This window comes from Azotobacter armeniacus (assembly GCF_054779355.1).
Genome location: NZ_BAAGYK010000103.1, coordinates 17,232 through 34,881, shown reverse-complemented (window position 1 = coordinate 34,881; position 17,650 = coordinate 17,232). Strand labels below are relative to the sequence as shown.

Genomic DNA, 17,650 nt, shown 5'->3' with positions numbered 1-17,650 from the left:
GTGGCGGCTCCGCCGCGATTTCAGCGCGCACCGAGCAAGGGACTGCTCAGCTTCTCCAGCAGCATCGCCTGGGCATTACGCGGATTCTGGTTGCCGCTCGGGCTGTTGCGCAGGTAGCTGCCGTCGGGCTGCAGCTGCCAGCTCTGGGTGTTGTCGCCGAGGTACGCATCCAGCTCCTTCTTCACCCGCAGCATCAGTCTCTTGCCCTCCACCGGAAAGCAGGTCTCGACTCGCCGATCGAGGTTGCGCTCCATCCAGTCGGCACTGGACAGGTAGAGCCTTTCCTCGCCATCGTTGAGGAAATAGAACACCCGCGTGTGCTCGAGGAAGCGGCCAATGATCGAGCGTACCTGGATGTTGTGCGAGACCCCCAGGATACCCGGGCGCAGACAGCACATGCCGCGCACGATCAGATCGACCCGCACCCCGGTCTGGCTGGCCTTGTACAGCGCCCGGATCATCTTCGCATCGGTCAGCGAATTGATCTTGATGATGATGTGCGCCGGCCTGCCCTCGCTGGCATGCTGGGTCTCGCGGGCGATCATGTCGAGCAGGGCCTTCTTCAGGGTAAAGGGCGCATGCAGCAGCTTCTTCATGCGCAGAGTCTTGCCCATGCCGATCAGTTGGCTGAACAGCTTGGAGACGTCCTCGCAGAGCGCCAGGTCGGCGGTCAGCAGGCTGTAGTCGGTGTACAGGCGGGCATTGCCGGTGTGGTAGTTGCCAGTCCCGAGATGCGCGTAGCGGCGCAGCTCGCCGTTCTCGCGACGCAGGATCAGCATCATCTTGGCGTGGGTCTTGAACCCGACCACGCCGTAGATGACCACCGCGCCGGCCTGCTGCAGGCGGCTGGCCAGCTGCAGGTTGGACTCCTCGTCGAAGCGCGCGCGCAGCTCGACCACCGCAGTGACCTCCTTGCCGTTGCGGGCCGCCTCCACCAGGGCATCGACGATCTCCGAATTGGCCCCGGAGCGGTATAGCGTCTGCTTGATCGCCAGCACATAGGGGTCCTTGGCCGCCTGGCGCAGCAGATCGACCACCGGCGTGAAAGACTCGAACGGATGCAGCAGCAGCATGTCCTGCTTGCCGATCACGTTGAACATGTTCTCGCTGTTCTGCAGCGCCTTGGGAATCACCGGGGTGAAGGGGGCGTGCTGCAGTTCCGGGTGGCTGTCCAGACTGGTGATGCTGAACAGCCGGGTCAGGTTGACCGGCCCGTCGACCCGATACATCTCTGTCTCGGACAGGCCGAACTGCTTGAGCAGGTAGCCGGTCAGGTGCTGCGGACAGATGTCTACCACCTCCAGCCGTACCGCATCACCGAAGCGCCGGGAATACAGCTCGCCGCGCAGGGCGCGGGCCAGGTCCTCGACATCCTCGTCCACCGACAGGTCGGCGTTGCGGGTCAGGCGGAACTGGTAGCAGCCCTTGACCTTCATACCCTGGAACACGTCGTCGGCATGGGCATGGATCATCGAGGAGAGGAACACGAAGTTGTCGCCGGGACCGCCCACCTCCTCCGGAATCCGAATCACCCGCGGCAGCAGGCGCGGCGCCGGCAGTATGGCCAGACCGGAATCGCGGCCGAAGGCATCCAGCCCCTCCAGCTCGACGATGAAGTTCAGGCTCTTGTTCACCAGCAGCGGGAAGGGGTGCGTCGGATCGAGGCCGATCGGCGTGATGATCGGTGCAATCTCCTCGCGAAAGTAGCGACGCACCCAGGCCTTGACCTTGGGCGACCAGTTCCGGCGGCGGATGAAGTTGATCTGGTGGCGGGCCAGTTCGGGCAGCAGCACCTCGTTGAGGATGGCGTACTGGCGGGCCACCAGCTCATGCACCTGCTCACCGATCCAGGGCAGCGCCTGATGTGGCTGCAGGCCGTCGGCACCGGCCAGTTCGCGGGCGAAGGCGACCTGCTTCTTCAGGCCGGCGACACGGATCTGGAAGAACTCGTCAAGGTTGCTGGAGAATATCAGCAGGAACTTCAACCGCTCGAGCAGCGGATAGGATTCGTCCAGCGCCTGCTCCAGCACGCGGGCATTGAACTGCAGCTGGGACAGCTCGCGATGGATGTATAGGCTGGTGTCGTCCAGACTCGGCACCGGCGCGAGCGGCGCCTCCGGGGCCGACTCATCCTGGACGGGCTCCGCTTCCTGTTCGGGCTCCGCCTCCTGGAGCTCGGCGAGCGGCTCTTGTGCCGGTTCGGCTTCGAGCAAGGCGTTGTCGTTGAGACCTTCAGTGTTCATCTGAGCTTCCCGGGGAGGTTAATGCCCTTGTTTTAGCAGTTCTGCCGCACGCTTGGCGAAGTAGGTGAGGATGCCATCGGCCCCGGCACGCTTGAACGCAACTAGAGACTCGAGGATTACCGCCTCGCTCAGCCAGCCGTTCTGGATCGCCGCCATGTGCATGGCGTACTCGCCGCTGACCTGGTAGACGAAGGTCGGCACGCGGAATTCGTCCTTCACCCGGCGGAGCACATCCAGATAAGGCATGCCCGGCTTGACCATCACCATGTCGGCGCCTTCGGCCAGGTCGAGGGCCACCTCGTGCAGAGCCTCGTCGCCGTTGGCCGGATCCATCTGGTAGGTGAACTTGTTGCCCTTGCCGAGGTTGCCGGAAGAACCAATGGCATCGCGGAACGGGCCGTAGTAGGCGCTGGCGTATTTCGCCGAATAGGCCATGATCCGCACGTTGGTGTACTCGGCCAGTTCCAGGGCCTCGCGCATCGCCTGGATGCGCCCATCCATCATGTCCGAGGGCGAAACGATCTGCGCACCGGCCTCGGCATGAGACAGCGTCTGCCTGATCAGGGCGTCGATGGTCACGTCGTTCTGCACGTAGCCGTCTTCGTCGATGATCCCGTCCTGGCCATGGGTAGTGTAGGGATCGAGCGCCACGTCGGTCATCACCCCCAACTCGGGGAAGCGCTCGCGCAGGGCGCGGATCGCGCGCTGGATCAGGCCGTCCGGGTTCCACGCCTCGGCGGCTTCCAGTGACTTGCGCTCGGCGGGGATGTAGGGGAACAGGTCGATGAGTGGGATCCCCAGTTCTACCAGCTCCTCGGCCTCCTTCAGCAGCAGGTCGATCGACAGGCGCTCGACACCCGGCATCGACGGGATCGGCTCGCGGCGGTTCTCGCCGTCGAGCACGAACACCGGCAGGATCAGATCGTTGGTGGTGAGCACGTTCTCGCGCACCAGGCGACGGGAAAACTCATCGCGGCGGTTGCGGCGCAGGCGGGTGGCGGGGAACAGGCGATTGGCAGGGGTAAAGCTCACGGCGGACTCCAAGACCCGGGCAGGCGGGCGCAGTGTGACAGTTATAAGCCGTCCAAATGACTGAAACATGACAACCGGAGCTCGAGCGATGACGCCTCGTCGCTCCGCGACTCCATTGTCGCCAGCCCTGCCGTCGAGGGCCAGCACTTTGCCCGGGGGTTGCGCCGCAATGCCCGTAATAGAGTTCGCCGGAAGGGCTTGAAGCAATTCAGCCATGCCGCCGTCATGTCGCTCCTCGCGGCGAGCGGCTAGGATTGCTCCAGGGCTACTCATCCATCCCGGATGCGCAGCGTCCCTTCATCAGAAGACCCGCCGGGATCCACCGCAAGCGTGGGCGCCCGGCCCATCCCAGGAGGTTCCATGAACAAGAAAGTTGCCGTCATCCTCTCCGGCTGCGGCGTCTACGACGGCTCCGAAATCTACGAGAGCGTGCTCACCCTGCTGCGCCTCGACCAGCGCGGCGCTCGGGTACAATGCTTCGCACCGAACATTCCGCAACTGCAGGTGATCGACCACTATCGCGGCGAAGAAATGCAGGAAAGCCGCAACGTGCTGGTGGAAGCGGCGCGCCTGGCCCGCGGCAACATCAAGGACGTTCGCGAAGGCAAGGTCGAGGACTTCGATGCGCTGATCCTGCCCGGCGGCTTCGGCGCGGCGAAGAATCTTTCCGACTTCGCGGTCAGCGGCGCCAACTGCACGGTGCAGCCCGACGTGCTGGCCTTCGCCCAGGCCTTCGCCCAGGCCAGCAAGCCGATAGGACTGATCTGCATCGCGCCGGCGCTGGCGGCGAAAATCTACGGCCCCGGCGTAGTCTGCACCATAGGCACCGATCCGGACACCGCAGCCGCCCTGACCCGGATGGGAGCCCAGCACGAGGCCTGCGCGGTAGACGAGATCGTCGTCGATCCCCAGCGCAAGCTGGTCACCACTCCCGCCTACATGCTCGCCAAGTCGATCGGCGAAAGCGCCAGCGGGATCAACAAGCTGGTCGATCGCGTTCTCGAGCTGGCCTGAGCAGCGCAGGATGCGCGCTGCCGGCTCAGCAGCTCAGGCGCACCAGCAGGCGATCCAGGGCGTTGGCGAAGGCCTGTCGCTCGCGCTCGCCGTAGGGCGGCTGGCCACCGCCCATCTGGCCCAGGTCGCGCAGGTCGCTGAGCAGATTGCGCAACGCCAGGCGCTCACCCATATTGCGCTCGTCGAACTCGCGCCCGCGCGGGTCCAGCGCGGCGACGCCCTTCTTGAACAGGCGGTCGGCCAGCGGGATGTCGCTGCAGATCACCAGCTCCCCCGGCGCGGCGTGCTCCACCAGGTAGTCGTCGGCCGCATCGGGGCCGCTCGGCACCACGATCAGCCGCACGCAGGCGAATGCCGGCTTGACCTGGCTCTGGCCGGCCACCAGCAGCACCTCGAAACTGCGTTTCAGAGCGAACCTGATCACCAGGTCCTTGGCCGCCTTCGGGCAGGCGTCGGCATCGATCCACACACGCACGTCTCGGCTTCTCCACGTAAAAGCATCAGTATGCCGCAAACGGCAGCTCCAGCCCCAAACAGGAAGGGCAGCCCGAGGGCCGCCCTTTTTCCTGGCTGGACTCCGGCTCGGCCGCTGCGCAAAACCGCCGGCAGCGAGCCGAACCTCAGAGCGGCCCTGGCCGCGACGCTCCGGCCTACGCCGACTCGCCAGCCCTGCGCTGCTCGACCAGCCGGCTGCGCCCGTAGAGCACGACAATGACCGCCACGACCAGCGTCTGGGCGCCCAGCGTCAGTGCGTCGGCATGAATGCCCAGCCACTCGAACTCGAAGAATGCCACCGGATGCAGATCCAGCACGCCCGCCTCCTGCAACGCGGCGACGCCATGCCCGGCGAACACTACGGAGAGTAGACAGAGCAGCGCCGCATTGATGCCGAAGAAGATCGACAGCGGCAGCCGGCGCGAACCGCGCAGGATCACCCAGGCCAGCGCGAAGAGCAGCGCCAGGCCACAGCCGGCGCCGGCCAGGACCATGCCGTGGCCGGCCGGACCGGCCTGCAGCCAGAGGGTCTGATAGAACAGGATGACCTCGAACAGCTCGCGGTAGATGGCGAAGAACGCCAGTACGGCGAAGCCCAGGCGCCCACCGCCGCCGATCAGGCTGTTCTGGATGTAGTCCTGCCAGCTCGCCGTATGGCGCCGATCGTGCATCCACACTCCGACCCAGAGCAGCACCAGGCTGGCGAATAGCGCAGTGGAGCCTTCCAGCAGCTCGCGCTGAGCGCCGCTGACGTCGATCACGTAGGCCGCCAGCGCCCAGGTCGCGACACCGGCCAGCAGGGCCAGCCCCCAGCCGACATGCACGCTGCGCAGCGCCTGCTGCTGACCGGTGTTGCGCAGGTAGGCGATGATCGCCGCCAGCACCAGGATCGCCTCCAGTCCCTCGCGCAGCAGGATCAGCAGGCTGGAGACGAAGGTCAGCCAACCCGACATGCTTCCGCCGGCGAGCAGCGCGGCACTGCTCACCAGCTCATCCTGGGCGGCTTCCAGGCGCTGCTCCATCTCCTCGACGGGCAAGGAATCCTGCAACCCCTGGCGGTAGGTCAGAAGCACCCGCTCGGTGGCCTTGCGCTGTTCCTGATCGAGATTGCTCAGCGCATCCTCGACCAGCTCGAAGCCCTCCAGATAAGCCGTCACCGACAGGTCGTAGGCCTCTTGGCGGCGGCCTTCGCGGTAGGCAGCCAGGCTCTGGTTGAGGGTATCGCGGGCCGAGTCGATCAGTTGCTGCGAGCTGCGCTGCGGGAACGGCGGTTGCGCGCGCTGGGCACGAAAGGCCGCGGCAGCTTCGGCCCCCTGCTCCACCGTCACCTGTTCCGGGGTCAGGCCGACCAATTGCGCCAGGCTGAAGGACGGACCGGCCGCCCCCGGGGTGGCGCTGAGGCCGGCGACATAACTGGCCAGATCCCAGCGCTGGCGCTCGTCCAGCTGGGCAGCGTAGGCCATCATGCCGGTGCCCTCGACGCCGAGAGTGATGGTGTTGAATTGGTCGTGCAGGCTCAGGCGGTCCATCCGCGCCGCATCGCGCAGGTTGGAGGGCGGCGGCTCCAGCCCCGTCCCGGCCGGGCCGTCGCCGGCTCCATCGGCCCCGTGGCAAGCACTGCAGTGCTGGGCGTACAGGGGGGCGGCACGGGCCGGGTCGGGGGTGATCCGCGGGATCAGGCTGACCTGGTAGGTCTCGGCCAGGGCGGCGGCCAGCTGGCGCGCCTGGGTGGTCACCAGGACGCCCTCGCGGCGCTGCCGGATGTTCTCGCCCAGCTCGACGACGCCCTGCACCAGCCGGTCCTTGCCATTCCGTTCCGGCAGGGCCGCGACCAGCTCCTGGAGGACGCCCTGGAACTCCAGTTGCTCCTGATATTCGCTGCTATCGATCACCTGCCCGTCGGCCACGGTGGCCGGGTAGTCGGCCCCCAGATAGCCGAGCAGATGCAGGGCACGGGCCATGCCCGGAGGATCGGCCTGGGCGATCAGGCTGCTCAGCACCAGCAACGGCAACAGCAGCCAGCTCAGAAAACGCTTGCGGATAAACATGGGCAATCCAAATGAGAATAAGTGCGATTGAATTGTTATCTGCCTAACGTTTTCCCTCAAGCATCGATCCCAGCGACGACCGCGGCAATTTGCCGCAAGACCCTCAGCTTGATGCGCGGCGCACCAGCGTCAGGAGCCCGGCGGCGGCGACGAACAGAGCGGCGAAGGTGCGGTTGAGCAGGCGCTGCTGACGCGGCGAGCGCAGCAGCTGCAGGACCCTCGCCGCCAGCCCGGTGTAGCCGGCCATGACGACCAGATCGACGCCGATCATGGTCGCCGCCATCAGCAGGTACTGCACCAGGAGCGGCCGGACTCAGTCCGGCAGATTCTTGTGCAGCTTCACCGGCTCGCTGAGCTTGCGCTTCATCGCAGTGCGCACGCGGATGTTGAGCGCCTCGACCGCCAGGGAGAAGGCCATGGCGAAGTAGATGTAGCCTTTTGGCACGTGCACGCCGAAGGCCTCGGCCACCAGCAGGGTGCCGACCACGATGAGGAACGACAGCGCCAGTATCTTCAGCGACGGGTGCTTTTCGATGAAGTCGCTGATGGTGCCGGCGGCCATCATCATCACCAGCACGGAGATGATGATCGCGGCGATCATCACCGGCACGTTCTGCACCAGCCCGACGGCGGTGATCACCGAGTCCAGCGAGAAGATGATGTCGATCACTGCAATCTGCAGAATCACCCCGACAAAGCCGGCCTTGGCGCCGCCCTTGTGGCCCTCCTCCTCCTCGCCTTCGAGACTGTGCCAGATCTCCATGGTGCTCTTGAACAGCAGGAACAGGCCGCCGAAGAACAGGATCAGGTCGCGCCCGGACACGCCCTGGTCGAGTATCGTGAACAGGTCGCTGGTCAGGCGCATCACCCAAGCGATCGACAGCAGCAGCAGGATCCGCGTCCCCATGGCCAGCGCCAGGCCGAAGAAGCGCGCCTTGGGCTGTTGCTCCTTCGGCAGGCGGCCGACCAGAATCGAGATGAAAACGATGTTGTCGATGCCGAGGACGATTTCCAAGGCGGTCAGGGTGAGGAACGCGACCCAGATCTCCGGGTTGGCAAGCCATTCCATTTGAGGCTACATCTCGCTGTGGGGGTGATGGAAAGTCCTGTCCATATCTCGGTACGCGCTCAGACGCCGACCTCCAGCTGGGCCTGCAGGGCCTCGAGGGTTTCCAAGGCCTCCAGCCAGGCTTCTTCCAGTTCGCCCTCGCAGCCCTTGAGCGCCGCCTGCTCGGCCAACAGCTCGCGCAGCTCATCCTTGCGCGCGGCCTCGTAGAGTGCGCCATCGCCGAGCCGGGTTTCCAGCGCGGCGAGCTTTTCCTGCACGCGGCCCAGTTCCTGCTCCAGCTTGTCCGCCTGGCGCCGGTGCGGCGCCAGCTGCTGGCGCAGGGCAGCGGCGGCCTGGCGCTGGGCGCGCTTGTCGGTCTTGTCGCCAGTTGCCGTGGCATCGCCGGCCGGCGCCTGGCGGGCGCGATAGTCCACCAGCCAGCGGGCGTAATCCTCGAGGTCGCCGTAAAAGCCCTGCACACGGCCATCGGCGACCAGCAGAAATTCGTCGGTGGTGCTCTTCAGCAGATGGCGATCATGGGAGACCACCAGCACCGCGCCCTCGAAATCCTGCAGGGCCAGGGTCAGGGCCAGGCGCATCTCCAGGTCGAGGTGGTTGGTCGGCTCGTCCAGCAGCAGCAGATTGGGCTTGCCCCAGGCGATCAGCGCCAGGGCCAGGCGGGCCTTCTCGCCGCCGGAGAAATTACCCACCGGCTCGTCGCAGCGCGCACCACGGAAATCGAAGCCGCCGAGAAAATCCCGCAAGCTCTGCTCACGCTCGCCCGGGGCGATGCGCTGCAGATGCAGTAGCGGACTGGCCTGGGCGTCCAGCGCATCCAGCTGGTGCTGGGCGAAGTAGCCAACCAGCAGATTCTCGCCGCAGGCGAGGCGTCCCCCAAGCGGCTGAAGCTCGCCGGCAAGGGTCTTGATCAGGGTCGACTTGCCGGCGCCGTTGGGGCCGAGCAGGCCGATCCGCGCGCCAGGTGTCAACTGCAGCTTGACCTTCTCCAGCACGGCTTTGTCGCCATAGCCGAGACGGCCTTCGGCGAGGTCAAGCAGCGGGCTGGAGACCTTGTCGGCCTCGCGGAAGCGGAAATCGAACGGCGAGTCCACATGTGCCGGAGCCAACTCCTCCAGCCTCTCCAGCGCCTTGATGCGGCTCTGTGCCTGGCGCGCCTTGGTCGCCTGGGCCTTGAAGCGGCGAATGAAGCTCTCCATGTGGGCGCGCTGCGCCTGCTGCTTCTCGTAGGCCTGCTGCTGCTGCGCCAGGCGTTCGGCGCGGGTGCGCTCGAAGGCCGAGTAACCGCCGCGGTAGAGGGTCAGCCGGCACTGCTCCAGGTGCGCGATGTGGTCGATCACCGCGTCGAGGAAGTCGCGGTCGTGGGAGATCAGCAACAGGGTACCGGGGTAGCCCTTCAGCCAGTCCTCCAGCCATAGGATGGCGTCGAGGTCGAGGTGGTTGGTCGGCTCGTCCAGCAGCAGCAGGTCGGAGGGGCACATCAGGGCCTGCGCCAGGTTCAGGCGCATCCGCCAGCCGCCGGAGAAGTCGCCGACCCGGCGCTCCATCTGTTCGGCAGCAAAACCCAGTCCGGCCAGCAGCTTGCGCGCCCGGGCATCGGCGGTATAGCCGTCCGCATTGTCCAGCTCGGTATGCAGGCGAGCGATGGCCGTGCCGTCATGGAGCATCTCCACCGCCGCCAGCTCGCACTGGATGCGCCGCAGGTTGCCGTCGCCGTCAAGCACGTAGTCGACCGCCCGGCGCTCGAGGTCGTCGACCTCCTGGCGCATGTGGGCGATGCGCCAGTCCGGCGGTAGCTGGCAATCGCCGGCATCGGGCGAGAGCTCACCGCGCAGCAGGGCGAACAGGGTGGATTTGCCGGCGCCGTTGGCTCCGATGAGGCCGGCCTTCTGGCCGGCGTGCAAGGTCAGTTCGGCGCCATCGAGCAGGCGCTGCGGACCGCGTTGCAGGGTAAGATGCTGGATTCGGATCATGATGGCGGTGGAGTTTATCAGCTTCACCGCGCGCCGCGGAGGGACACAGCATGTCGCTCGACCTGCGGGCTTTCGCCCTGCAGCTGTACCAGCGCCCTGGCGTCGAGGCCGCCTGCCTGCACTTGCAGGCGCAGGGTGCCGATGTCTGCCTGCTGCTCTGCGGCGCCTGGCTGGAGGCGCGCGGCGTCAACTGCACGAGCGGACGTTGCGCCGAGCTGCGACGGCTGGCGCAGCCCTGGCAGGCGGCGGTGGTCGCACCGTTGCGGCGGTTGCGTCAGGACTGGCGCACGGCCGCCCGCGACGACGTCGTTCTAGGCGAGCTGCGTGAGCGGCTGAAAGCACTGGAGCTGGATGCCGAATGGACGCTGCTGCGGCGCCTGGAGACGGCCTGCCACGACTGGCCGGTGGTGCCCGGCGCCGGAGAAGCCTGGCTGGACGGTCTGGCGGAAACGGCTGCGGATTGCCACGACGCACTCGAAACCTTGCGCGCCGCAACGCGAGCGGATTAGGACACGCTCGGCTCGTCCGATGCGGACGGGGCGCTCGCCGCAACTGGCCCGGCCTTGGGTGAGGCCGGCGCCGCGGAGCGGCTCCGCCGTACCGCCGGCTTGCGGGGAGCAGCCGGCTTGGCGGGCGGCTCGGCCGCAACCACCGGGCGTGGGCGCTTGGCCGGTGCTTCGCTGACAGTCGCGGCGACTGCCGACTTGGCACCACGGGTGGCAGTCGACTTGCGGGCCGTCGTTTTCGGCGCAGGCCTGCTCACCGGCTTGCCGGCCGGTGCCGCCCCAGGGGCCGCCAGCGTCTGGGCGGCAGCTTCCCTCACCTGGGCGATCCCCTGCGCCAGCTCCAGAGCCTGCAGGGTGTCATGGCGCAGCCGGACGATGTAGACGCGGGTTTCCGCCTGGCGCGCCTTGAGCTCGTCGAGCAGCTGCTCCAGCTCGTCGACCGCCTTTCGGCCCTTGGCCTGCGCCTTGGCCTTGCCGGACAGCGCCGCATCCTGCAGCCGCGCGCGCGCCTCGTGCAGTTTTTCCTGGGCCTTGCCGCGCTGCTTTTCCAGCTTGGCGAGCGCCTTCTCGGCATCCTGCAGCGCCTGGGTACAAGCCTCCTCCAGATGGACGAGCAGATTCTGCGAAAGCTGCTGCAGCAGGTGCAACGGGGTCGTGACGGGGGGCTTCTTGGCCAGCATGCCATGCTCCTAGCGAAGGGAATCCATTGATACTAACCGCCCACCCCACAACCGCCAACGAGGCTAGCGCAGGCGGGCAGGTTTCGGGGGATGCAGCTGCTGGCGATAAGCCATGACAACCCACTGCCGAAGGGAGTCAGGCGCTGGCGGCGATCTGCCGGTGCGCGTTGTGCAGCACCTCGATCAGGCAGTCCTCCAGCTCGAAGCGTTCGCGCAGCAGGCTGCCGAGCGCCTTGATCTCGTGGCACAGGGAGCCATCCTGGCAATCGCCGTTGTCGCAACGGTCATTGAAGGACAGCGCCGCCTGGGTAATCGCCTCGAGACGGGGATAGATCTGCCGGGCCAGATCGAGCCCGCGCCGGTCGCCGAAGGACTCGGCCTCACCCATCAGTTGCTCGTACACTTCGAAATGACCGGCGGAGACGTAATCGACCAGCAGCTCACAAAAGACCTGCAGGGCCTCGGCACTTGGCATAGGGGCCGGCTGCTTGTGATTGATGGACCCGAAGGCATCGACCAGCGCGCGGCGCTCGGCCAGCCAGCGATCGATCAGGAGATGGACGCCGCCCCAGCGTTCTTGGGCGTCTTGGCAGAGTTCAGGCATGGTCTGGCTTCCCTACGTTGTTTTGTCTTCAGCCCCAATCGGGCTCCCTATGTCGATGCATCCAGCTTAAGCAAATTAAGAAGGAGCAATCGAACAACAAGATCGACTGACACATGCTGGCAGAGTATGCCCGTCGCGCCGCGCCAGCAAGCCATGCGCCGACGAAAGCTCATACGCTTGTTCGAGGCACCTGGCCAGCGTCCTAGGAGAGATCAGACGCGACGCAGCAGTTGGAACAGAGCGAACAGGATCATCGCGACGAAAGCCAGCAGGCTCCATTCCGGCAGGCTCATGCCGAACAGCGTCCAGCCGACCTCGGCGCAGTCGGCGGTGCCGTGCAGGACCTGGCGGACGATTTCCTGGAGCGGCAGCGCCTCCATCATGTATTCCAGGCTCGGCAGGCAGGACGGCAGCTGCTCCGGCGGAATGTTCTGCAGCCAGACTTGGCGCCCGGCGGTGGCCGCACCGCCCGCCGCGGCGAACAGGGCGAAGCCGGCATACACCCGCCGGCCGATCGGCGCTGGGCCGTGCAGCGCGGCCACCAGGCAGACCAGACCGAAGAGGATGACGAAGATGCGCTGCACGATGCACAGCGGGCAAGGCTCCAGGCCGACCCCGTGCTCCAGGTAGAGCGCACCACTGAGCAGCGCGAGGCAACCGAGAAAGGCGAAAAAGAAGAGGGAACGTGAACTGGCCAGGCTCATGGCTGCTCCGAGTCGAAGACAAGGGCGCTACGGTAGAGGAAAGCGCCCCGGGCTTTCAAGGCGAGAAAGCTCTAGGGCGCTCGATTTGTGCCGAGCATGGCATTCGCTCGTTCGAAGAGGAACGCGCGGCCGCCCTCAGGGGGTAGCCGGCTCGGACAGAGCAGGAAGCCGGTTGAGCTGCAGCCCCTCCTGGAACAGCCGGTTGCTGTGCTCGGTCTCGCCCAGCTGGGCCAGCAGGCGCGCCAGCTCGGCACAGGTCTCAGCGCTGCGACTGAGGGCCAGGCTGGCCTCCAGGTATTCCCGCGCCTTGTCGGCCTGCTCGTTGACCTGGTACAGGCGACCCAGGGTCAGCAGCAGCAGCGGATCGTTCGGCTGCTTCTCCAGCAGGCTCTGGGCCAGATGCAGCTGGCGGGCCGGATCGCTGCTGCGCACCTGACCGTAGAGATAGACCAAACGATCCTCGTAATGCTGCTTGAGGGCTGCGCGCAAGACCGCCTCGGCCTCGTCCTCGGCATCCAGCTCACGCAGACGCGTGGCATAGGCGTAGAGCAGATCGGCATCGTGCTGCAACGCCGAGGGCATCTGGCTCCAGCAACCGGTCACGAGACTGCGGACGGTTTCGCCGCCCTTCAGCTCGCCCTTGCCGGCCCGCTCCAGGGCAGCGGCCCAGGCCAGGTGCTCCAGCTCCTCCAGCCTGTCGGCAGGCAGCACCTTGCGCTTGCGCAGCGTGGGCAGCAGCTGGCACAGCGCCGACCAGTCCTGCAGCTGGACGTAGAGCTTCTGCAGCAGGCGCAGGACATAGGGATGCTGGGGGTGGTCCTCGTTCAACTGCTGCAGGCCAGCCAGCGCCTGCCGATATTCGCTGCGGTCGATCAGCAGACGGGCTTGGGTCAGGCCGATGGCGACTTCCGCCTTCGGATCGCGCTCGCGGGCCTCGCGCAGCAGGTCATCGCTCTGGGTGTACTCGCCCAGCTCGTTGGCCGCCCGCGCAGCACCCAGGTAGTGCACCAGCGGCTGCTGGTCGCTGGCCGCGGCCCGGCTCAACTGGCGCAGCGCCTGCTGCCAGTTGCCCTCGGCCAGATCGCGCTGCCCGTGCAAGGCGGCCTGGCGGGCGCGCCGGTTGCGGTTGCGCTGCGACCAGGGCAGCACCACGCCGGCGGAAGCGGCGATCAGACCGACCACCCAGCGCAGGACGAAGAAGGCGACGCCCAGCACCAGCAGCAGGCCGAGGAAAACCCAGAGGCTGGACTCGAAACGGTAGCCCTTGTAGGCGAACAGCACGTAGCCTGGATGCTCGGCGATGGCCATGCCGAGCAGGGCGGCGCCGGCGATGACCGCCAGCAGGAGCAGATAGAGACGGCTCATTGACGGGCGCCCTCCTTCTTCGTGGAGGAGGCGGCAGCCTCGGCCTCGTCACGCTGCGCCTGACGGCGCTGCAGATAATTCTGCAGGGCACTCACGGTCGACGACAGATCGGGCATCTGCAGCGCCACTGGCTGCTTGGCGAGCTCGGTCAGACGCTTGCCGAGGGCTGAGCTCTGCGGATGTTCTGGATTGAACTGTCCGGCCAGCACTTCCTGGGCCTGCTGCAGCGCCTGCCGATAAACCTCGGGGGAGGCATTCAGCACTGCCCACTGGGCCTGCTCCAGGGCCAGGGCCAGGGCCAGGCGGACCTGCGCCAGATTCTGTCCGGTCAGCAGCGGGCGAATGTCCTGATCTGCGTGCAGGTCGACGCGCACGAAGCGGGAGATCTTCTCCCACCACTGCTGCCAGCGGTCGGCGACGACCGGCGCCTGCTCCTGCTCGTAGACCGGCGCCAGGGGCTGGAGCTGGGCGACCTGCTCGCGCAGCGCACCGAGGCTCAGGAAGAGTCCGATGCGGTCGGGCGGCGTCAGGCTGCGCAGGGTTTCGAGGCTGCGCGCCAGCACCTGACGCACCGGGAAGGAGGCCGGGTCGTCCTGCTCGCGGAGGATACCGTCCGCCGCCTCGAGCAGATGGCGGGCGCTGTTGATGTCCTGCATGGCCGACAGGCGCAGGTTGGCCAGACGCAGCAGGTATTCGGCCTCGGCCAGCCGCCAGTCCTCGCGGCTGGCGCCGGTCAGCTTGTCCAGCCGCTGGACGAGCCGCTCCTGGCCGCTCTCCAGCATGGCCATGGTTCGCCAGTGCTCCTCCAGCTCAGTACGTGCCGGGAACTGCGACAGGCGGCTGGTGATGCTGCGCTCGCTCTGCTTCAGGGCGTCCATCTGGCTGCTCAAGGCCGCATCGAAGCGGCTGTTCTGTGCCAGCTCGCCGGCCTGCATTTCGCGCAGCTGCCAGAGGCCCCAGCCACCGAGACCCGCGCCGCCGGCGCCGATCAGCAGGGCCAGGACGGCCACGGCGCCGGAGACTCCGCCACCACTCTTGGTGGTCGAGGCGGGCACGGCGAGCGGTTGTTCATTATTGTTCGGGGGAGTGTTCGGGGGGGCTGCTTCGCTCACGTATACATCCTTCGGGTCAAAAGGTCGGCGCTGGGCGGCCCTGGAGCGCGGCCAGCAAGGCAGTGGCACTGGCGCCATGGCAGTCCACGACAGTCTGCGATCCTGCCGCACGGGCCAGTTCGGCGACCCGCGGGCTCGGCACGAACAAGGGTATCCGAAGCAGTACCGGCCAGTCAGCCGCCGCCAGCTGGCGCAGATGTTCGAATCCCTGCCCGCTACTGATCTGCAGGCCGTTCAGGCGCTCCGTGCGGATCCGCTCGAGCAGAGTGCCGGGCGGGTAGTCCGGCAGGGCGCGCCGGTAAAGTTTCACATGATCGACGGCCAGCCCCGGGCTGCGCAACGAGTCGGCGATCAGCTCGCGACCGCCCTCCCCACGCAGGATCAGCACCCGCGGCTGGGGCACGGCCAGCGCCGCGGCCAGGCCGGGCAGCGCCAGCAGCGCCTCGCTGTCCTCGCCGGCGGTCGGCCAGACGACCGTCAGACCGTAGTCGGCGAGGATCTCGCCGGTCGCCGCACCGACGCTGAACCAGCACTGGTTCGCCGGCGGCTGCGGCCAGTAACGGTCGAGCAGCGCCAGCCCCAGGCGGGCGGCAGGCTTGCTGACCACAATCACCGCGCTGTAGCGGTCCAGGTCGAGGAAGCGGCTGCGCAGCTCCGGAGTTTCCGCCAGCGGCTCGATGGCCAGCAGCGGCAGGCTGCTGCTGTGGATGCCCTCCTCGGCCAGCCGGCTGGCCAGGGCGGCGCACTCCTCGGCCGGACGGGTGAGTAGCAGACGCCATCCGCTGGCGTCCGGCCGCGCCGTCACAGCCGCTCGCCCTCGCCGTAGACCGCCTCGAGAATCCGCTGCGCGCCTTGCGCCAGCAGCGCCTCGGCCACCTGCACGCCGAGCGCCTCGGCCTCGCCGCTGGCGGCACGGGCCTCGGCGCGCAGCAGCAGGCTGCCATCCGGCTGACCGACCAGGCCGCGCAGCCACAACTGGTCGCCCTCCAGCTCGGCATAGCAGGCGATGGGCACCTGGCAGCCGCCGTTAAGGCGCCTGTTCAGCGCGCGCTCGGCACCGACCCGCAGAGCGGTCGGCTCATGGTTGAGCGGGGCGAGCAACGCCTGGATCGCGTGATCGGCGCTGCGGCACTCGATGCCCACCGCGCCCTGGCCGCCAGCCGGCAGGCTGTCGGCAACGGCGATGCGGGAACGGATGCGCGCCTCGAAACCAAGGCGGATCAGCCCGGCGGCGGCGAGGATGATGGCGTCGAACTCGCCGGCATCCAGCTTGGCCAGACGGGTATTCACGTTGCCGCGCAGGAACTGGATCTTCAGGTCCGGCCGGCGTGCGAGCAGTTGGGCCTGGCGGCGCAGGCTGGAGGTGCCGATCACGCTGCCTGCCGGCAGCTCGTCAAGGCTGGCGAAGGCGTTGGAGATGAAGGCGTCGCGCGGGTCCTCGCGCTCGCAGATACAGTACAGGCCGAGCCCCTCGGGAAACTCCATCGGCACGTCCTTCATCGAGTGCACGGCGATGTCGGCCGTGTTCTCCAGCAGGGCGGTTTCCAGCTCCTTGACGAACAGGCCCTTGCCGCCGATCTTCGCCAGCGGCGCGTCGAGCAGCTTGTCGCCGCGACTGACCATCGGCACCAGGCTGACCACCAGGCCTGGATGGGCCAGTTCCAGACGCGCCTTGACGTATTCAGCCTGCCACAGGGCCAGGGCACTCTTGCGGGTGGCGATGCGAATCTCGCGGGACATGGGGGCATTCCAGAACGACGGAGTGCCACGGATGATAGCAGGATCGCACTGAAAGCTGGGCAGCCCTGCCCGTGACGAGCGCTCCGTCAACGCAGGAGAGGCGGCAAGCCTCCCGGCCGGCCGGACCTCAGGGCGCGGCCAGGTGGGTGTGCATCAGCTTGCGTACCCCGGCGACGTGCCGCCGGCTCACGGTCAGCGCGGAGTCGCCAAGCCCGCGCAGATAGAGCTGGAAATGCCCGAGCGGCGTGCGCTGTAGACGTTCGATGCGGTCGCGGGCGACCAGCGCGTTGCGATGGATGCGCACGAAGCGGTCGCCGAACTCGTCCTCCAGGGCCTTCAGCGGCTCGTCCAGCAGCACTTCGCCGCCCTCGTGGCGCAGGGTCACGTACTTGTGGTCGGCGATGAAGAAGATCGCCTGGTCCACCGGCACCAGCTCGACGCCTCGGCGGGTGCGCGCGCCGATATGGGTGCGCGGCACAGTGCCACCCATCACGGCCGGACGGGTCAGCATGGCCAGTTGGGCACAGCTGGGACGCTGAGCCTTCTGCAGGGCCTCGCGCAGCTGTTCGAGCTGCACCGGCTTCACCAGAAAGCCCACCGCGGTGTTCTGCAGGGCCGCCACGACAAATTCGTCGGCAGCGGCGCAAAAGATCAGCGCCGGCGATGCATCCCGCTCGCACAGCCGGGCGGCCACCTGCAGGCCATCCAGTCCGGGCATGCGGATATCCAGCAAGACGATATCCGGCCTCAAACTGTCGATCAGGGCCAGCGCCTCCTCGCCGTTGCTGGCCGAAGGCTCGAGTACGCGATAGCCATCGAGCTCACTCACCAAACGGCAGAGGTGCTCCCTGGCCAGAGGTTCGTCGTCGACGATCAGAACATTCATGTTGCTTTGGCTTCCCGCGTTCAGTCCGGACATAAATAGCGTAGACAGCCGGAGTGACAGCCGTCACGGCCTGTGCCGGGAGAATTGTGTAGCGCGCGATGTCGGGCGCGGCCGACAGGGTCTGCAGGGTTTTTCCGCATACCCTGCTATCATCCGCGCAACCTTCATCCACCCTGCCGGCC

At 67.1% G+C, this 17,650-nt stretch carries 16 protein-coding genes and 1 pseudogene; 2 read left to right on the top strand and 15 right to left on the bottom strand.

Going from position 1 to position 17,650, the window contains the following annotated elements:
* Positions 1–20: 20 nt before the first annotated feature.
* Positions 21–2,243, bottom strand: a complete 2,223-nt coding sequence (gene ppk1, locus ACYVD0_RS13850) for a polyphosphate kinase (RefSeq protein WP_460427340.1) — start codon at positions 2,241–2,243, stop codon at positions 21–23.
* Between the two features lie 18 nt (positions 2,244–2,261).
* Positions 2,262–3,275 (bottom strand): porphobilinogen synthase, encoded by a 1,014-nt coding sequence (hemB, locus tag ACYVD0_RS13845; protein WP_460427339.1) that lies wholly within the window; start codon positions 3,273–3,275, stop codon positions 2,262–2,264.
* 360 nt (positions 3,276–3,635) lie between these two features.
* On the opposite strand from hemB, the gene elbB reads away from it, so the two are divergent.
* Positions 3,636–4,289: an isoprenoid biosynthesis glyoxalase ElbB gene (gene elbB / locus ACYVD0_RS13840; protein WP_460427338.1), complete on the top strand. Its 654-nt coding sequence runs from the start codon at positions 3,636–3,638 to the stop codon at positions 4,287–4,289.
* A gap of 25 nt (positions 4,290–4,314) precedes the next feature.
* On the opposite strand, the gene ACYVD0_RS13835 is transcribed toward elbB, so the two are convergent.
* The 5 genes and pseudogenes from ACYVD0_RS13835 to ACYVD0_RS13815 form a co-directional block, all read right to left on the bottom strand.
* Positions 4,315–4,764 carry a YaiI/YqxD family protein gene (locus tag ACYVD0_RS13835; RefSeq protein WP_460427337.1) on the bottom strand — a complete coding sequence of 150 codons (450 nt, stop codon included), beginning with the start codon at positions 4,762–4,764 and terminating at the stop codon, positions 4,315–4,317.
* A gap of 175 nt (positions 4,765–4,939) precedes the next feature.
* Positions 4,940–6,832: an FTR1 family protein gene (locus ACYVD0_RS13830; protein ID WP_460427336.1), complete on the bottom strand. Its 1,893-nt coding sequence runs from the start codon at positions 6,830–6,832 to the stop codon at positions 4,940–4,942.
* 103 nt (positions 6,833–6,935) lie between these two features.
* Positions 6,936–7,142: pseudogene (locus ACYVD0_RS13825) on the bottom strand (threonine transporter RhtB); the annotation flags it as partial.
* Positions 7,143–7,145: 3 nt separating this feature from the next.
* On the bottom strand, positions 7,146–7,901 hold the full coding sequence (locus ACYVD0_RS13820) for a TerC family protein (protein WP_460427335.1): 756 nt from the start codon (positions 7,899–7,901) through the stop codon (positions 7,146–7,148).
* A 59-nt stretch (positions 7,902–7,960) separates the two neighbouring features.
* A complete protein-coding gene (locus ACYVD0_RS13815; protein ID WP_460427334.1) occupies positions 7,961–9,871 on the bottom strand; it encodes an ATP-binding cassette domain-containing protein in 1,911 nt (636 codons plus the stop codon).
* A 50-nt stretch (positions 9,872–9,921) separates the two neighbouring features.
* On the opposite strand from ACYVD0_RS13815, the gene ACYVD0_RS13810 reads away from it, so the two are divergent.
* Complete coding sequence (locus ACYVD0_RS13810; RefSeq protein WP_460427333.1) at positions 9,922–10,380, top strand: TIGR02444 family protein; 459 nt, start codon at positions 9,922–9,924, stop codon at positions 10,378–10,380.
* Here the strand turns inward: ACYVD0_RS13810 and ACYVD0_RS13805 are convergent.
* The 8 genes from ACYVD0_RS13805 to ACYVD0_RS13770 form a co-directional block, all read right to left on the bottom strand.
* Positions 10,377–11,057: an AlgP family protein gene (locus tag ACYVD0_RS13805; RefSeq protein WP_460427332.1), complete on the bottom strand. Its 681-nt coding sequence runs from the start codon at positions 11,055–11,057 to the stop codon at positions 10,377–10,379. The two genes, ACYVD0_RS13810 and ACYVD0_RS13805, sit on opposite strands and share 4 nt — an antisense overlap.
* Positions 11,058–11,193: 136 nt before the next feature.
* Positions 11,194–11,661 carry a sigma D regulator gene (gene rsd, locus ACYVD0_RS13800; RefSeq protein ID WP_460427331.1) on the bottom strand — a complete coding sequence of 156 codons (468 nt, stop codon included), beginning with the start codon at positions 11,659–11,661 and terminating at the stop codon, positions 11,194–11,196.
* Between the two features lie 212 nt (positions 11,662–11,873).
* Positions 11,874–12,365, bottom strand: a complete 492-nt coding sequence (locus tag ACYVD0_RS13795) for a disulfide bond formation protein B (RefSeq protein ID WP_460427330.1) — start codon at positions 12,363–12,365, stop codon at positions 11,874–11,876.
* Between the two features lie 135 nt (positions 12,366–12,500).
* Positions 12,501–13,730 carry a heme biosynthesis HemY N-terminal domain-containing protein gene (locus ACYVD0_RS13790; RefSeq protein ID WP_460427329.1) on the bottom strand — a complete coding sequence of 410 codons (1,230 nt, stop codon included), beginning with the start codon at positions 13,728–13,730 and terminating at the stop codon, positions 12,501–12,503.
* Positions 13,727–14,842: a uroporphyrinogen-III C-methyltransferase gene (locus ACYVD0_RS13785; protein WP_460427328.1), complete on the bottom strand. Its 1,116-nt coding sequence runs from the start codon at positions 14,840–14,842 to the stop codon at positions 13,727–13,729. The genes ACYVD0_RS13790 and ACYVD0_RS13785 overlap by 4 nt, the downstream gene beginning before the upstream one ends.
* Before the next feature lie 16 nt (positions 14,843–14,858).
* On the bottom strand, positions 14,859–15,647 hold the full coding sequence (locus tag ACYVD0_RS13780; RefSeq protein ID WP_460427327.1) for a uroporphyrinogen-III synthase: 789 nt from the start codon (positions 15,645–15,647) through the stop codon (positions 14,859–14,861).
* Positions 15,644–16,582 carry a hydroxymethylbilane synthase gene (gene hemC, locus ACYVD0_RS13775; RefSeq protein WP_460427326.1) on the bottom strand — a complete coding sequence of 313 codons (939 nt, stop codon included), beginning with the start codon at positions 16,580–16,582 and terminating at the stop codon, positions 15,644–15,646. Before hemC ends, ACYVD0_RS13780 begins: the two co-directional genes overlap by 4 nt.
* A gap of 127 nt (positions 16,583–16,709) precedes the next feature.
* Positions 16,710–17,468, bottom strand: coding sequence for a LytR/AlgR family response regulator transcription factor (locus ACYVD0_RS13770; protein ID WP_460427325.1), 759 nt, complete (start codon positions 17,466–17,468; stop codon positions 16,710–16,712).
* Between the last annotated feature and the right edge of the window lie 182 nt (positions 17,469–17,650).

Bases quoted from the DNA above. Each gene is read 5' to 3' on its own strand.
- ppk1 (WP_460427340.1), bottom strand. From the start codon at position 2,243: ATGAACACTGAAGGTCTCAACGACAACGCCTTGCTCGAAGCCGAACCG.
- elbB (WP_460427338.1), top strand. From the start codon at position 3,636: ATGAACAAGAAAGTTGCCGTCATCCTCTCCGGCTGCGGCGTCTACGAC.
- ACYVD0_RS13830 (WP_460427336.1), bottom strand. From the start codon at position 6,832: ATGTTTATCCGCAAGCGTTTTCTGAGCTGGCTGCTGTTGCCGTTGCTG.
- ACYVD0_RS13820 (WP_460427335.1), bottom strand. From the start codon at position 7,901: ATGGAATGGCTTGCCAACCCGGAGATCTGGGTCGCGTTCCTCACCCTG.
- ACYVD0_RS13815 (WP_460427334.1), bottom strand. From the start codon at position 9,871: ATGATCCGAATCCAGCATCTTACCCTGCAACGCGGTCCGCAGCGCCTG.
- ACYVD0_RS13810 (WP_460427333.1), top strand. From the start codon at position 9,922: ATGTCGCTCGACCTGCGGGCTTTCGCCCTGCAGCTGTACCAGCGCCCT.
- ACYVD0_RS13805 (WP_460427332.1), bottom strand. From the start codon at position 11,057: ATGCTGGCCAAGAAGCCCCCCGTCACGACCCCGTTGCACCTGCTGCAG.
- rsd (WP_460427331.1), bottom strand. From the start codon at position 11,661: ATGCCTGAACTCTGCCAAGACGCCCAAGAACGCTGGGGCGGCGTCCAT.
- ACYVD0_RS13795 (WP_460427330.1), bottom strand. From the start codon at position 12,365: ATGAGCCTGGCCAGTTCACGTTCCCTCTTCTTTTTCGCCTTTCTCGGT.
- ACYVD0_RS13790 (WP_460427329.1), bottom strand. From the start codon at position 13,730: ATGAGCCGTCTCTATCTGCTCCTGCTGGCGGTCATCGCCGGCGCCGCC.
- hemC (WP_460427326.1), bottom strand. From the start codon at position 16,582: ATGTCCCGCGAGATTCGCATCGCCACCCGCAAGAGTGCCCTGGCCCTG.
- ACYVD0_RS13770 (WP_460427325.1), bottom strand. From the start codon at position 17,468: ATGAATGTTCTGATCGTCGACGACGAACCTCTGGCCAGGGAGCACCTC.